General features: G+C 55.7%; 17 protein-coding genes. 8 read left to right on the top strand and 9 right to left on the bottom strand.

Features of this window, described 5'->3' with window-relative positions; translation table 11 throughout:
• Positions 1–347: 347 nt before the first annotated feature.
• The 4 genes from Q371_RS24795 to Q371_RS24780 form a co-directional block, all read right to left on the bottom strand.
• The gene (locus tag Q371_RS24795; RefSeq protein ID WP_034346334.1) at positions 348–914 is read right to left on the bottom strand and encodes a DUF4384 domain-containing protein; all 567 of its coding nucleotides are present in this window, start codon (positions 912–914) and stop codon (positions 348–350) included.
• A 142-nt stretch (positions 915–1,056) separates the two neighbouring features.
• Complete coding sequence (gene folP / locus Q371_RS24790; RefSeq protein WP_034346331.1) at positions 1,057–1,914, bottom strand: dihydropteroate synthase; 858 nt, start codon at positions 1,912–1,914, stop codon at positions 1,057–1,059.
• Between the two features lie 172 nt (positions 1,915–2,086).
• Positions 2,087–2,596, bottom strand: a complete 510-nt coding sequence (locus tag Q371_RS24785) for a GNAT family N-acetyltransferase (protein ID WP_051965235.1) — start codon at positions 2,594–2,596, stop codon at positions 2,087–2,089.
• Entirely contained in the window at positions 2,593–3,093 is a 501-nt protein-coding gene (locus Q371_RS24780) for a GNAT family N-acetyltransferase (RefSeq protein ID WP_034346329.1), read from the bottom strand. The genes Q371_RS24785 and Q371_RS24780 overlap by 4 nt, the downstream gene beginning before the upstream one ends.
• Before the next feature lie 151 nt (positions 3,094–3,244).
• On the opposite strand from Q371_RS24780, the gene Q371_RS24775 reads away from it, so the two are divergent.
• Complete coding sequence (locus tag Q371_RS24775; protein WP_034346325.1) at positions 3,245–4,195, top strand: LysR family transcriptional regulator; 951 nt, start codon at positions 3,245–3,247, stop codon at positions 4,193–4,195.
• The gene (locus Q371_RS24770) at positions 4,173–4,727 is read left to right on the top strand and encodes a GNAT family N-acetyltransferase (protein WP_084571655.1); all 555 of its coding nucleotides are present in this window, start codon (positions 4,173–4,175) and stop codon (positions 4,725–4,727) included. The genes Q371_RS24775 and Q371_RS24770 overlap by 23 nt, the downstream gene beginning before the upstream one ends.
• Here Q371_RS24770 and Q371_RS24765 read toward each other — a convergent pair.
• Together Q371_RS24765 and Q371_RS24760 are read right to left on the bottom strand one after the other, a co-directional pair.
• Positions 4,717–6,906: a xanthine dehydrogenase family protein molybdopterin-binding subunit gene (locus Q371_RS24765; protein ID WP_051965234.1), complete on the bottom strand. Its 2,190-nt coding sequence runs from the start codon at positions 6,904–6,906 to the stop codon at positions 4,717–4,719. The genes Q371_RS24770 and Q371_RS24765 overlap by 11 nt on opposite strands.
• Complete coding sequence (locus tag Q371_RS24760; protein ID WP_034346319.1) at positions 6,903–7,370, bottom strand: (2Fe-2S)-binding protein; 468 nt, start codon at positions 7,368–7,370, stop codon at positions 6,903–6,905. Before Q371_RS24760 ends, Q371_RS24765 begins: the two co-directional genes overlap by 4 nt.
• A 100-nt stretch (positions 7,371–7,470) precedes the next feature.
• On the opposite strand from Q371_RS24760, the gene Q371_RS24755 reads away from it, so the two are divergent.
• Positions 7,471–8,385: an XdhC family protein gene (locus Q371_RS24755; RefSeq protein ID WP_034346315.1), complete on the top strand. Its 915-nt coding sequence runs from the start codon at positions 7,471–7,473 to the stop codon at positions 8,383–8,385.
• On the opposite strand, the gene Q371_RS24750 is transcribed toward Q371_RS24755, so the two are convergent.
• From Q371_RS24750 to Q371_RS24740, 3 genes are all read right to left on the bottom strand, one after another.
• Positions 8,340–8,921, bottom strand: coding sequence for a nucleotidyltransferase family protein (locus Q371_RS24750; protein WP_034346311.1), 582 nt, complete (start codon positions 8,919–8,921; stop codon positions 8,340–8,342). The genes Q371_RS24755 and Q371_RS24750 overlap by 46 nt on opposite strands.
• Positions 8,921–9,538 carry an MSMEG_1061 family FMN-dependent PPOX-type flavoprotein gene (locus tag Q371_RS24745; RefSeq protein ID WP_034346306.1) on the bottom strand — a complete coding sequence of 206 codons (618 nt, stop codon included), beginning with the start codon at positions 9,536–9,538 and terminating at the stop codon, positions 8,921–8,923. Before Q371_RS24745 ends, Q371_RS24750 begins: the two co-directional genes overlap by 1 nt.
• A 74-nt stretch (positions 9,539–9,612) precedes the next feature.
• The gene (locus Q371_RS24740) at positions 9,613–9,861 is read right to left on the bottom strand and encodes a hypothetical protein (protein WP_034346302.1); all 249 of its coding nucleotides are present in this window, start codon (positions 9,859–9,861) and stop codon (positions 9,613–9,615) included.
• A 251-nt stretch (positions 9,862–10,112) separates the two neighbouring features.
• On the opposite strand from Q371_RS24740, the gene Q371_RS24735 reads away from it, so the two are divergent.
• The 5 genes from Q371_RS24735 (at position 10,113) to Q371_RS24710 (ending at position 14,691) form a co-directional block, all read left to right on the top strand.
• Entirely contained in the window at positions 10,113–10,541 is a 429-nt protein-coding gene (locus Q371_RS24735) for a GNAT family N-acetyltransferase (RefSeq protein ID WP_034346345.1), read from the top strand.
• Between the two features lie 157 nt (positions 10,542–10,698).
• Complete coding sequence (locus tag Q371_RS24730; RefSeq protein ID WP_034346298.1) at positions 10,699–11,304, top strand: deoxynucleoside kinase; 606 nt, start codon at positions 10,699–10,701, stop codon at positions 11,302–11,304.
• Positions 11,289–11,906 (top strand): deoxynucleoside kinase, encoded by a 618-nt coding sequence (locus tag Q371_RS24725; protein WP_034346294.1) that lies wholly within the window; start codon positions 11,289–11,291, stop codon positions 11,904–11,906. Before Q371_RS24730 ends, Q371_RS24725 begins: the two co-directional genes overlap by 16 nt.
• Entirely contained in the window at positions 11,903–13,354 is a 1,452-nt protein-coding gene (locus Q371_RS24720; RefSeq protein WP_034346290.1) for a UDP-N-acetylmuramoyl-L-alanyl-D-glutamate--2,6-diaminopimelate ligase, read from the top strand. The genes Q371_RS24725 and Q371_RS24720 overlap by 4 nt, the downstream gene beginning before the upstream one ends.
• Before the next feature lie 452 nt (positions 13,355–13,806).
• Positions 13,807–14,691 (top strand): MBL fold metallo-hydrolase, encoded by an 885-nt coding sequence (locus Q371_RS24710; protein WP_034346284.1) that lies wholly within the window; start codon positions 13,807–13,809, stop codon positions 14,689–14,691.
• The last annotated feature ends 152 nt before the right edge of the window (positions 14,692–14,843 follow it).

Here is a 14,843-nt window from a genome sequence, read left to right as displayed (position 1 = left end):
GAGCCGAGAGCCGAGAGCCGAGAGCCGAGAGCCGAGAGCCGAGAGCCGAGAGCCGAGAGCCGAGAGCCGAGAGCCGAGAGCCGAGAGCCGAGAGCATGATGTCCTACACCGTAAAAATCGTCAAGGGAAACGTCTGTAGGGGTGCAGCGGACAAGGAGACCAGCATGTGATCTCCTGTTTTGTACAAGACAGCGTGCTGCGCCCTTCATTGCTTTATCCCAAGCCTTTATAGCCCTCGGCCCTCGGCTCTCGGCCCTCGGCGTTCCTTTGCCCTTGGCCCTCGGCAACTGGCCTTCTGCATCAACAAAAGAGCGCCCCTTTAAAGGAGCGCTCTTTTGTTGATTGCTTTATCGAACCACGTCGTAGAAAGCGGTGTCGGTGATCCAGTTGTCCTGAGGGATGGGTTTCACGATGATGGACAGTTTCTGGGCCAGTTGTTTTTGACCAGAGGCGTTCACATCTGCAAAGCCACTCTGCTGGGACTCAAAACGGGCGAGGGTGTTCAGGTCAAGCTGGGTCTTGGAAGCCAGAGCCAGCACTTTGTTGAGGCCGTAAGGGGCAGCAATTTCAAAGGTGAACTGGTCTTTGGCGTCGGGGAACACTTTGGTGGTGTTGGCTTTCACGAAGTTGCCACCGCCTGCGTATTTGTTGGGGAGGATCATGTCCACATGACCGCTGGCATCCACGTTGAACAGGTAGATGTAGGCATCTTGGCTGGTCTTGGTGTAGATCTTGATGTTTTCGCCAGGACGGTAGTCAGGGCTGGTGCCAGATTTGTCCACCCACACGTCCACCTTCAGTTCGGTGGGCAGGGGGTTCACAATGATGCGCTGGGGGCTGATCATGGGGGCTGCAAGGGCGGTGGTCAGAAGGGAAAGGGCAACAGTGCCTAAAACAAGGGTGTGCTTTTTCATGCCCGTAGCTTAAAACGTGGGCCCAACACAACCGTGAAAACTCGGGGCAAATCCTTTAATCAAGGTTTGATTTTTCCTGAATTTTTCCTTGGGAAAAGCTGTAGCCCAGTTGAAGAAAATCAGGGAAAAGCTGTGTCAGACTTTATTGACCTTTTAAAGCAGTCCAGACTTTCAGGGCCTGCAAGTGGCCTTCCACATCATGGACACGAACCATGGCTGCCCCCTGCTCAATGCCAAACAGGTGTACAGCAATGCTGCCTGCATCGCGGTTTTTGGCCTCTGGCACATCTGCAATCAGGTCAATCATTTTCTTGCGGGACACCCCCAGCAAAACCCCGTAAGGCTCAAGGTCTGACAGGTGCCGGATCAGGTTGAGGTTGTGCTCCAGCGTCTTGCCAAACCCAATTCCGGGATCCAGCATCACAGAAGGCACCCCTGCAGCCAGAGCTTTTTCGGCCTGCTGAAATAGAAACCCTTTCACCTCTGACACCACATCCTGATAGTGGGGCTTTTTCTGCATGGTGCGTGGCTCGCCCTGCATGTGCATGATCACCGCAGGTGCCCCGTGTTCAGCGCACACCCGGATCATTTCAGGGTCACCGAGGCCGTTCACGTCATTGACAATGTGGGCACCGGCCAGCAGGGCTGCTCTGGCGACCTCAGGCTTCATGGTGTCGATGCTGATCAGGACGTTCAAATCTTGCAGGGCCTCAATGGCTGGAACCACCCGGCGGATTTCTTCCTGTGCATTCACTGGATCTGCACCGGGTCTGGTGGATTCTCCACCCACATCCAGCACCAGAGCCCCTCTTTCCAACATTTTTCGGGCACTGTCCACCACAGCTTCAAGCTGAAAATGCTTTCCTCCATCGCTGAAACTGTCTGGCGTCACATTGAGGATGCCCATCACTGCTGCCCCCTGCCAGGACACCCGGTGGATGCTCTGGTGGGGGGTGCTGCCGGGAACCGGATGGGCGAAATCAAGGTGGAAGGTCTTCATGGGGGGATTATATGTCTTGCAGAGAGCATCGTGCTGTACGTATAGAAAATCTTCAAGGGGAACTGTAGGGGCGAGGCTCGCCCTTGGCAGAAGGCGAAAAGGGCTTTGGCTGAAGCAATCTAGGGCGAGGCACGCCTCGCCCCTACAAATGCTCTCGGCAGGGCCGCAGGCCCTACAGCAACTTGTAATAAATCGCGTTGGCCTCCAGCACACCTCTGGTGCTTCTGGCATAAGCCGGAATGGATCCCACAAAGGTATACCCCGCAAAACGGTACAGCCTTTCCGCCTGATCCCCGAGCACGGTGTCCAGAAACAGGGTGGAGCGGTTCAGGCGTCTGGCCAGAGCCTCCACGGCATCCAGCAGCGCTTTGCCAATTCCCCTGCGGCGGTGGGAGGTGAGCACAATCAGTTTGGCCACTTCGGCGCGGTGGTTGCCGTTGGTGCGGGTTTCCAGATTCAGTTGCACGGTGCCCACAACAGCACCTTCATCCAGAGCGACCAGCAGGCGTTTGTCTCCAGACTGCACGGCCTCGATGACTCCATTCCAGTAATCCTGCACTTCTGTTTCAGCGAGGGGAAGCACAAAACCAATCGAGCTTCCGCCCTCTACAGCGTCTCTCAGAAGGGCAGCAAAATCCGAAAAATGGCTGCGAATCTGTTCTGCAGTGAATTCCTGAATCACAGGTCCTCCCCAATGCGTTTTCCCAGAATGGTCAGACTGCGTTCCTGACCGTCCAACACAGCAACGTTGGGCAACTCTCCATAGGTGGAAAATCCAAAGCTTTGAAACAGTTTCAGGCTGGGCTGGTTGTGGCTGAAAATGAAGCCCAGCAGGGTGTGAAATTGAAACTCGGGTGCCCGGTCAATGGCTTCTTGCAAGAACCTGCGACCCAGTCCTTGTCCTCTGTACTCTGGGTGCAGGTAGATGCTGACCTCTGCAGTATGGCGGTACGCTGGACGGCCATAAAACGCGGAATAACTGAGCCATCCGGCAATCTGGTCCCCGTCTTGCATCACCCAGAGGGGGTGGGTGTCGGGTCCGTGGGCTTCAAACCAAGCTTCACGGCTTTCAATGCTGATGGGTTCGAGGTCTGCGGTCACCATTCTGGAAGCGATGGTGCTGTTGTAAATCTCCACGATGGCCAGGAGGTCGGATTTCAGGGCGTTTCGGATGTGCATGGAAGCTCCTTGAGGGTCATGCTTCAATCAGAAAACATGATGGATGACATCAGGTTAATGGGCTTCTGAAAGGACTTCAACCACCAGAATGCGAATTTTTCCATCAGGTTTTTCTATGGATCAAGTTCACAGATCAGGCTACACTGAAACCATGGTGGAAACCGATCAACTGGTGGCCTTTGAACGCATCGTGCGGGAAGGCAGTTTTTCCAAAGCCGCTTTTGCGCTGGGCATTTCACAGCCCACCATCAGTGCCCGGATTCAGGCCCTTGAAAAGTCTCTGGGAGGTCCAGTCTTTACCCGGGGTCGCACCGTCCATCTGACCGAACGGGGGACCAGTTTTCTGCCCTTTGCAAGGCGGGCTCTGGCGGTCCTGAACGATGGTCTGAATGCGGCCAAACTGGCTGCCAGTGGCGAGCAGGGTGCTTTGAGGGTGGCTGCTTTGCGTTCCTTGACCGTCCATTTGCTGGCCAGAGCAAGTGGCGTCTTCATGGAGCGCTTTCCCGAGGTGCAATGCACCCTCTTTGAGGGGGACCACTGGATGGTGATCGAGCAGTTGCACGATGGGGTGGTGGAACTCGGACTGATCTGTTACCCCCCTCTGGATTATGGGGTGGCAGAGGTCAAACCTTTGCTGCGCATGGTGGAACCCATTGTGCTGGCCGTGCATCCTGACCATCCCCTCAGCCAGCAAAGAAGCTGGACCAGAGAAGACTTTCTGGCTGGTTGCCCTTTGCTGCTTCAGCAACGCTGGTGGCAGGTGACCCCTCTGGCCATCAACCGCCTGAACGAACAGGCCCGCAAGGTGGCGGATGTGCCCATGGAGGTGGGGAAGCATCTGGTGAATTCTGGTCTGGCCGCAGGTTTCTTTCCCAAAATGCTGATTCAGCCCGAACTGGACGCGGGTTTGCTGGTGCCTCTGGAGCTGGAAGGCTTGCCTCCGATGCACAGGGAAACCGCTCTGGTGCAACTGGCCCGAAGACCACACATCTCCCCCATTGCGAGGCACTTCATGGATCTGGTGGCGAAAGTGGCCAGCAAACTTGACATTGAGGTGCACAGGGAACACAGTACAGAGCATGCTCGATTTGACGATGTTTGAAGTGTTTCCCGTGCTGTATTCAGAGCGTCTGGTGTTGCGCGCCCTGAAAGAACAGGACCGGGACGCCCTTTTTGAACTTTTTTCCAGTCCTGCAGTGACCAGATACCACGGAACCAGCACCTTCGTGGACATCGAGCAGGTGGATGATTTTCTGTACCTCATGCACAGCCGTTACCAGCAAAAAACCGGAATACGCTGGGCTGTGGTGCTCAAAGACACCGGAGAAATGATCGGGACGGTGGGCATCAACAGCATCGTGCAGCACCGGATCGTGATTGGCTACGACCTGCAAGAACGGTTCTGGGGCCACGGATACATGCCAGAGGCGCTCAAAGCCGTCACAGATTACGCTTTCGCCATGGGCATTCACCGGATTCAGGCGATGGTGATTCCAGAGAACCACGGCTCGGTGCGCGTGCTGCAAAAACTGGGTTTTCAAGAAGAGGGCCTTCTCAGGGGATGGTACCTCTGGGAAGGCCGTTACTGGGACATGTTGAGTTTTTCCTTGTTGAAGACCGATCCTAGACCGTGATGCCTGCCTGCTTCAGGCGCTCTGCTGTAAACGGGACTTCACGCAGGCGTTTGCCAGTCAGTTTGAACAGGGCATTGCCCACCGCTGCGCCCACCGGAGCAATCGGAGGTTCACCCACCCCTCGGGGTTTCTGGCTGCCGTCTTCCAGCAGGATCACCTCCACCTCTGGGGCTTCTTTTGCTCCCAGAATGGCGTAAGCCCCGAAGTTGTCTGCGGTCAGTTTGCCATCTTTGACCGACACCTCTTCCTTGAGGGTGGATGAGAGGCCCCAGATGATGTTCCCCTGAATCTGGGCGGAGGCCCCATCTGGATTGACCACCAGACCGGGATCCATGGCACACCAGATCTTGTGGACTTTCACCTGACCGTCCTGCAAGGACACTTCGGCAATCTGGGCGACCAAAGTTTCACTTAACGTGCCACAGGCCAGACCCAGAGCACGCCCAGCAGCACGGGGTTTTCCCCACTGGCTTGCTCTGGCCACCGCGTTCAGCAGTTTGCGCATTCTGGCCCCCCACTCGGTGGCAGGCAGGTGGTCCAGACGGAATTTCAGGGGATCGGTTTGGGCTTCAAAAGCCAGTTCGTCCAGAAAACTTTCCACTGCAAACGTGTTGGCGTACAGCCCGAGGCCACGCCACCATCCGGTTTTGACGGGCAAGACCGGGTTGTAGGAAATGCCGTGCACATTGGGAATGTTGTAACGGATTTTTCCACCCGAGTACGACCCAAAATCGGCACCCATGATGGCCCCGAGGAAAGACGGCAAGGTGGAAAAGGCCACCACGCCACTGCCGACACGGTGCTCCATGGCCACAATTTTTCCACCTTCCAGCACAGCAGAAAGCTTGTTGTGGGTGGGTGGGCGGATGTACCCCTGGGTCATTTCCTCAGCACGGTCCCAGCCAACGTGGACGGGTTTGCCAACAGCTCTGGAAAGGATGGCTGCTTCTTCGGCCACCTGTGTGTGGGTTTTGCTGCCAAATCCCCCGCCAAGGTAGGTGGGGATCACTTCCACGGTTTCTTCTTTGACCCCGAGGGTTTTGGCCACCGCACTGGACACCCGGAATGGAAATTGGATGGACATCCACACCTTCACACTGTCTTTTTTCACATCGGCCAGAGCGGCCTGGGGTTCAAGGGCAGCCTGAATGGCAAAAGGTGAGCGGTACTCGGCCTGAATCACCTTGCCATTTTTGAAGGCGTTGGCCACATTGCCTTCCTTCTGGAAAGAAACGCCACCTTTGCCCTCTGGAACAATCATGTTCAGGATTTCATCTTGCTGCCAGAGTTTCCCTTCGTCCCACTGGGCTTTGATGGCCTTCACCGCATTTCGGGCCTGAGGCCGGGTTCTGGCCACCACACCCACAAAACCTTTTTCCAGATCGGTGTGGACCTTCTCGACACCCGGCATGCGGGAGGCTTCTGAGGTGTCTACGGACTTGAGTTTGGCCTCCAAAGTGGGAGGCCGCAACACCGCACCATACAGCATGCCTTCCAGACGGGCATCATAACCGTAGATGGCTTCTCCGGTGACCTTTTTGGGCAAGTCAATGCGCTCGACGGGCTTGCCAATCACCTTGAAGTCTCTGGGGTTTTTCAGAGGGATGTTGCCTTTGGGAATTTCCCAGGTGTCTTCTCTGGCCCCAAGGTCGGTGAAGGAGGCAAATTGATCGGTGCCTTTGACTTTCACACCCTGAGGGGACATTTCCAGTTTGGAGGTTTCCACACCCAGAGCCTTGCTGGCTGCAGTCAAAAGCATCACTTTGAAGGTGGCCGCAGCTTCACGAACAGGCTTGAAGGAGGTCAGAATCGAGGCGCTTCCTCCCGTCCCAAAACTGTCTTTGGGACCCACCTGTGTGGTGCTGACCGCCAGATCCAGATCTGGCACTTGCAAGTCCAACTCTTCTGCAGCCAGTTGAGCCACCGAAGTGTGGATGCCCTGCCCCATCTCTGCTTTGGTCAGGTACAGACGGATTTTGTTCTCTGGCAGGATCTCAAACCATGCATCCGGGGTTTTGGGCAGTTTGGCCTGTGCTTCGAGGGCATTCTCGGAACCTTCAGCAATGGCCAGTTGCATGGCGGGTTTGCCCAGATAAAACCCGAGCGCCAGTCCTCCTCCGGCCACACCCAGCCCAATCAGAAACTTGCGCCGTGAAACCTTCCATTTGCGAGGGCTCATGAACGGTCCCCTCTGGCTTTGCGGGCTGCGTCCAGCACGGCTTCACGGATGCGCACATAACTGCCACAACGGCAGGCATTTCCAGCCATGCCATCCAAAAGCTCCTGATCGGTGATTCTGGGGTTGGCATCAATCAATGCAGCGGCTTGCATCATTTGACCACTCATGCACCAACCGCATTGCAAGACCTGATGTTCCAGAAAAGCCTCCTGCACAGGATGCAGGTTCTCTGCGGTTTTCAAACCTTCAATGGTGCGGATTCTGGCATTCTGCACGGCCTGAACGGGGGTGATGCAGGCGCGGGTGGGCTGTCCATTCACATGCACGGTGCAAGATCCACAAAACCCGATCCCGCAGCCAAATTTGGTTCCGGTCAACCCGAGTTCATCGCGGATGACCCACACAAGCATGTCGGAGGGCTCTGCGCTGGTCTCGTAATTCTTGCCGTTGATGTTCAGTTTCACATGGCCTCCTGCTGGTTGCCTTCAGTTTAGATTGAACCGTGTGCAATCTGGGTGTGTCGGACTGCAAAGTTCAGCATGCAGGCTGTGTAAGATGGGACAAATGCAGCTTTCCCCCTTTGAACTGATCGGCCAGTTTGCAGCACTGCAAGCCAGAGCGCTCCCTTTTGCACTGGTCACGGTGGTCCAAACCGGAGGTCAAAAATCCCGCAGGCTGGGGGCAAAAATGTTTGTGCTGAAGGACGGAACCTGCTTGGGATCGGTGGGGTACGGAAGCTGCAAAGATCAGGACATCCAGAAAAACGCTTTAAGGGCCATCGCAGAACAGACCCCCCTGATGCTTGAATTGGGCGAAGAGGACCCGGATTCTTTGGAAGGGGGCCTCAGTTGCTCTGGGCACTTCACCGTGCTCATCGAGCCTGTTGAACAGGTTTTTGAAAGTTGGAACGATGCTCTAAACTTGCTGAACCAGAGGAAATCCTGCGTACTGATCACCGATCTGAAGACCCTGGAACGCAGGGTCAGTCTGGACCTTTCCAGATGCCCTGAGACCGTGATGCTTTCAGGCAACCTGCTGCTGGAACGCTGGATCCCTGAAATTCAGGTTCTGGTGGTGGGCCAGACGCAGGTTGCAGGCCTCCTGCTGAAATTGGCCAGAAGCATGGGTTATGAGGCTCAATTTTATGATCCAGCTCAGCACAGCTTGACCGAACTGGACCCGCACACCGCTCTGGTGGTCACCTCCCACAACTACGCCGAGGAAATCGAGGTGCTGTCTGAAGCCCTGCAAAGCGAAGCGGGCTATCTGGCGGTGCTTTCCAGCCAGAGGAGGGCCAGCACCTTGCGCACCTACCTGCAAGATCTGGGTTTTCAGAACACAGACCGGATTCATGGTCCAGCAGGTTTTGATCTGGGAAGCAACCATCCCCGCACCATCGCTCTGGGGATCCTTGCGGAATTGACCCAAACCCTTCACGGTTCCAGAGCTTCAGAAACCTTCGAAATCGCTTTGCTGTAATCTTCCGGGGTGTCCAGATCCAGAGCCTCTGAAAGGTCGGCCTGAATCAAAACCAGCGATTCACGGTGTTTTTGCAGGATGGGTTTGGCCCCTTCTTGCAAAGTGAGCAACTCTGGAAAAAACTGTTTTGAAAACTGCACTGGAGGGGCCTGAAATGCACCATACTGGCAGGACACCAGATCTGCTTCTGTACTTGCCACTTCCTTCAGGGTCTTGACCGATACAAAAGGCATGTCGGCCAGCATGAACACCAGACGGTCCATGTGACCCAGCATTTCTGCTGCAACCCTGAAACTGCTCCCCATTCCGCTCTGGAACTGAGGGTTCATCAGAAAACTGCATGGGAGGTCAGAAAGCACACCTGCCACCTGAACCGCATCCCGACCCAGCACCACAAACACCTCACCGATGTCTGCTTCCAGAGCTGTTTTCACGGCATGACGCACCACCGCTTTGCCCTGCAAGGGGAGCAACAATTTGTGCTCCCCCATTCTGGACGACTGGCCTGCTGCCAGCACCACCACCGCCCTGCGCATCAATACATGCGCTCCCGGTAGCTCTCGTCGAGGGCAGCACGGACCTGCTCGGGTTCACTGCTGGCATGGGCAGCAATCATGGCTGCCATGTCCACCTCTGGAGCAGTGTCCCTTTGATCGCCCCACAACTTCGAGCGCAAAACCGCTTTTCCACAGTGCGCAAAGCACTCCTGTACCGTGACCGCCAGAGCCAGTTTCGGGGTCTTGCCCTGCACCTCCAAAGTGGACAGGTGCTCTGGATCGGTGATGATCTGCGCGATACCATTTACACGGAAAGTCTCTGATTTGCCCGGAATGAAGAACAGCAATCCCACCTGTGGATTGGACAGGATGTTCTTGTAACCATCGGCCAGACGGTTGCCCGGACGCTCGGGAATCAGAAGGGTCTGGTCATCCAGAATTTTCACAAAACCTCTGGGATCCCCTTTGGGCGAAGCGTCACACAAGCCCTGATGGTTGGAGGTGCACAGCACCAGAAAAGGGGCATGCTCAATGAACTTTCTGGCGTGTTCATCCAGACGGGTTCTTTTCTTTCTCTGGACCAGAGGACTGGGTTCTCCACCCAGAATTTGGGTCAATTCCTCCACAGAAGTCACCACATGTGAAAAGTCGGGCATGCCTTCAGTATGCGGCACCTGCCCGACTTTGACCATTTCTGGATGGGGTTTGTGGGGTGATTTGTACAGGAGGGTTACTGCTGGGGTGCCTCTCCCCGGTATTCCAGCAAACCCGAACTGCTCAGGTACACCGGACCTTTTTGCAACATGGTGGTGATCGCAATGAATTCCATCGGGTCATTGACGGTCAACAGGTGCCAGGAGTTGTCATCGAGTTGCACGCTGATCTGGTGGGTGTTGGTGGGGTAATGCCACTGCAGGGTATAGCTCTTGATGACTCTGGGGGCCACTTCCACGTCGTTGAGGTTCAGTTCGTTTGCCATGGGTTCTCCTGCATTTGAGGTGGGGATGGTTGCTCTGTTTTATGGTACTCCATGGGGGCTGCGCCTGCCGAGGGCCGAGAGCCGAGGGCAAAAAGCCAAAGCAGAAAGCTGAAGGCAATGAAGCGAAAGCAAAAGCCACCAAAAGCCAGCAGGCCAACCTGAGTGTTTCCACTTGCATGTTCAAATTTGCCCTCGGCCCTTGGCTCTCGGCCCTCGGCAACACCAAGCCCCTTTTTTGTAAAATGCCAACCATGCACCTGCTCAGAGCCCTGCCCGGAGATGCCCCCGAACTCGCCCGACTGAACCGCGAATTGATTCAGGACGAGGGGCACCGCAACCCCATGGGCCTGCGTGAACTCACCGAACGCATGCAGGGCTTTTTGACCGACGAATGGGAAGCCACCTTTTTCATGCACAACGATGAAAAGGTCGGGTACGCCCTCTACAAATTCGGCACCGATGCCTTTGATGCCCGCATCCAGACCGTTTACCTGAGGCAGTTTTTCATTGGTTTTCCTTACCGCAGACAGGGCCTCGGGCGGCAGGCTTTTGAGTGCCTCAAAACCCAGGTGTTTCAGGAAGCCCGAATCCACATCGAGGTCCTGACCCAGAATGAACAGGGTGTGGCGTTCTGGAAGGCAATGGGGTTTAAGGCCTACAGTTTGCACATGCACACATGAGGGGCTGCGCCCCGCCGAGAGCCGAGGGCACAGAGCCGAGAGCAGACATGGATACGCAATTGGCGAATCAAGGTCGCTCCCTGCTTGATTGAAGCTCTGGCACCAGCTTTTGGATGCTCTCGGCCCTCGGCCACAAATTCGCAGTAAGATGTCTAGCGTGTATTTGGTCACTGAAGGTCTCATTGGTGTTGGCAAAACCAGCCTGAGCCGCTTGCTGGCTCAGAAGTATCAGGCGTCTCTGACGCTGGAAGTCGTGGAAGACAATCCCTTTCTGGGGGGATTTTATGCGGACATGGACCGCTATGCATTTCAGGTGCAGGTGTTTTTTCTGCTGTCGCGCTTCAAGCAGTTGCAGCATGTGACGCAGGGGGATTTGTTTCACCAGAACCATGTGTCGGATTACATGTTTGACAAAGACTTCGTGTTTGCCAGCATGAACCTCAAGGACCATGAGTTTGACCTGTATCAGGAGCTTTACGCGCAACTCAAACCCAAACTGGCCCACCCTGATCTGGTGGTTTACCTGCGTGCCGAACCCGAGTTCGTCAAAGAACGCATCCTGAAACGGGGCCGCGAGTTTGAGCTGGACATGCCTCTGGATTACCTGAGGAACCTCTCTCAGCACTATGACCGGTTTTTTGAAACCTATCCGGGGCGGGTGCTGTGCATCAATGCCGCCGATTATGACTTTGTGGGCAGGCCAGAGGACGCCTTAAAAATCCTTGGGGAGATTGAGGAGGCCCTGCAATGTACATTGCAGTGAGCGGAAACATCGGCAGTGGGAAAAGCACCCTGACCCGACTGCTCAGTGAACGCCTGAAACTGACTCCGGTTTTTGAGACTGTGGACGAGAACCCGTATCTGGCCGATTTTTATGAGGACATGGCCGGTTATGCCTTTCATTCACAGGTGTTTTTCCTCTCCAAACGTCTGGAACAGCACCTGAGTGTGGTGAACAGCACCCTCGATGTGGTGCAGGACCGCACCATCTTTGAAGATGCATGGGTGTTCGCCAGAAACCTGTACCAGCAAGGCCACATGAGCCAGAGGGACTGGGACACCTACCAGAGCTTGTTGCGGGGCATCTTGCCTGCACTGCGCATGCCAGATGTGCTGATTCACATTGAAGCGGGTCTGCCCACCCTGAAAAAGCGCATTGCCCTGAGAGGTCGCGATTATGAAAAAGCCTTGCCAGATCAGTATTTGCTGAACCTCTCTGGGCTGTACCAGAATTTCATTGCAGAGTACACGGCTTCCAAAATCTATTTGATCAACGGAGACCTGATCGATTTTGTCGAGGACCCCAACTTCATTGAGAAGCTGTGCGATGACATCGACGATGTGGTGGTGGGAGGTCTCTTTTGAAGTGGCATGATGTGTTAAAAGCGCTGGGTCTTCCCCTCACCCCTGAGAATCCAGAGGTTTCAGGCATCACCCACAACAGTTCCTGGGTGAAACCGGGCAGTGTGTTTGTGGCCGTGCGGGGTCTCAAAACCGATGGGCACAAATTCATTCCGCAGGCTTTGCAAAACGGTGCAGTTGCCATCATCGGCGAAGGGTACGAAGCACCCCTTCCTGTCCCTTACCTGACCGTGCAAAACGCCCGCCATGCCCTGGCCGATGTGGCTTGCCTGCTGCAAAACCACCCGAGCCGTGAACTTCAGGTGATCGGGATCACGGGGACCGATGGAAAAAGCACCACCAGTTGGATGGCTTACCACCTGCTGCAATCGGCAGGGAAAGCCTCGGGACTCCTGTCCACGGTGGGTTACCGCACGCCGGACGGGGTGCTGCACCATTTCCCCCAGCACCTGACCACCCCGGACAGCCCGGAAATTCAGTCTCTGCTGCGTGACTTGAGAAATCTGGGCACCACCCACTGCGTGCTGGAAACCAGCTCACACGCGCTGGAACTGGAACGGGTGCGTGGCGTGGAATACGATGTGGGCATTTTCACCAACCTGACCCCCGAGCATCTGGATTTCCACGGAGACATGGAAGGTTATTTTGCAGCCAAACGCAAATTGACAGACCGCAGTCCGTTCGCAGTCCTCAATCAGGATGATCCCTATGCAAGACGATTGAAAGACCATCCCAATTGCACCACTTTTGGCACCTCTCCAGAGTCGGAGTGGCGGGCCATCAACATTGAGGAGCAGGTCTCTGGTCTGGCGTTTGAGGTGCTCTCCCCTGCTGGAAGGTTTGCAGTGTCTTTGCCCATGATCGGGCAATTCAATGTGCTGAACGCTCTGGCTGCCATGTCTGCCTGCCACCATCTGGGTCTGACCGTTGCTGAACTGCAAGCAGGACTGGCCTCCTTTCCCGGTGTGCCCGGAAGAATGCAAATCCTCAGCCATGCTCCCAGAGTGATTGTGGATTTTGCCCACACCCCTCCCAGTCTGGAAAAGGCTCTGGAGGTTTTGCGACCCAGCACCACAGGAAAACTCTGGGTGGTGGTGGGCTCGGCAGGTGGAAACCGTGATCCCCTCAAACGTGCCCCTCTGGGTGAGGTGGCCTCCAGACTTTCCGATCAGGCCATCTTCACCGAGGAGGACTGCCGGGACACCCCCATAGAGGACATCCTGCAAGAGATGGAACGGGGGGCCAGAGAAACCGGAAAACCCAACTTCCAGTCCATCCCAGATCGCCGTGAAGCCATCCGGTTCGCGGTTCTGAATGCTGCACCAGAGGACACGGTTTTGCTGGCAGGCAAAGGGCCAGAAGACACACTGGAACGGGCCACGGAAACTTTGCCCTGGAATGAGGTTGAGGAGGCTCTGGGGGCGATGGGCCTTCGGCCCGCAGAAGGCTGAAGGCAGAAGGCTGTGGGAGGGCTTGGCACGCCTCGCCCATTTGCCGAGAGCCGAGAGCCGAGAGCCGAGAGCCGAGAGCCGAGAGCCGAGAGCCGAGAGCCGAGAGCATCATGTTGCACGTATCAAAAATGGTCAAGGGCATTTGTAGGGGCGCAGCGTGCTGCGCCCTTCAGTGCTACAGCCACAGCTTTCTTGCCTTCTGCAACAGGTGAGGCACCCCTCGCTCCTACAAAGCCCTCGGCTCTCGGCCCTAAGCCCTCGGCGGGCCACAGGCCCCACCCAATCGTTCCCCCTCATACAGTTCAACATCAAACTGTATCAAATCCCCAATTGTTAAAATCCCTTCACAGAAAAACTGTAGATCGACCATCCGGTCCAAATTCAGGAGGTGTTTACAGGTGACGAAGGGACTCACTCGCCGCAACACACTTAAGCTTCTTTCTGCAGGTTCCATGATGATGGCTGCAGGACTTCATGTCGGAGCCAGAGCACAGGGCACCACCACCGCCGCCTTGACCAACGGAGCCGGGTTTTACCGCTTCAAACTGGGAGACTTCACCTGCATGGTGATCAGCGATGGACAGTCCACCGGAGGAAACACTTTCCCCAACTGGGGGGCCAACCCCGGCAGACAGGAAGAATTTGGCAAAGTGTTGCAGGCCAATTTCATCCCCATTGAGCCTTTCACCAACAACTTCAACCCGATGGTGATTGACACCGGAAAAAACAAGGTGCTGATCGACACCGGACGCGGCGGCACCAACGGCCAATTGCTGCAAAACCTGCGCAATGCAGGCCTCACCCCTGCAGACATCGACACGGTGTTCATCACCCACGGGCACGGCGACCACATCGGAGGCATGACCGATGCAGCAGGCGCTTCCGTGTTCGCAAACGCAAAACTGGTGATGGGGCAGCAGGAATATGATTTCTGGGCCTCCCAGAACAATGCCGGGTTCAACCGCAACATTGTGCCGTTCAAAGACCGTTTCACCTTTGTCAAAGATGGAGATGAAATTGTACCGGGCCTGACCGCAGTGCACACCCCCGGTCACACTGCAGGGCACATGGCTGTGCTGGCCACCTCAGGCACCAACAAACTGATGCACTTTGGCGACGCTGGAGGGCACTTCCTGCTGTCTTTGATGTTCCCAGACCACTATCTGGGCTTCGACAGCAATCCTGAGAATGCCACTGCCACCCGCAAAAAAATCTTCGAAATGGCCGCCAACGAGCGCATGATGGTGGTGGGTTACCACTATGCATGGCCCGGTGTGGGCAACATCCGCAAAAAAGATGCCGCTTACGAGTTTGTGCCCACCTTCTTCAGGTTCTGAGAAGTTCACAGTTTGCAGTTCACAGTTCACAGCGAGAAAATTCCTTCTTGGATGACCTTGTTGACTTGAATTTCATTGCGAAGCCGGACCAGAACACCTATGGCCCGGCTTCGCAAACCCTTCTGCCTTCTGCCTTCTGCCTTCTGCCTTCT

This window comes from Deinococcus misasensis DSM 22328, from assembly GCF_000745915.1.
Lineage (GTDB): Bacteria > Deinococcota > Deinococci > Deinococcales > Deinococcaceae > Deinococcus_C > Deinococcus_C misasensis.
Note: the sequence above shows the minus strand (reverse complement) of the source record. Positions and strands in the feature narration are given on the sequence as shown.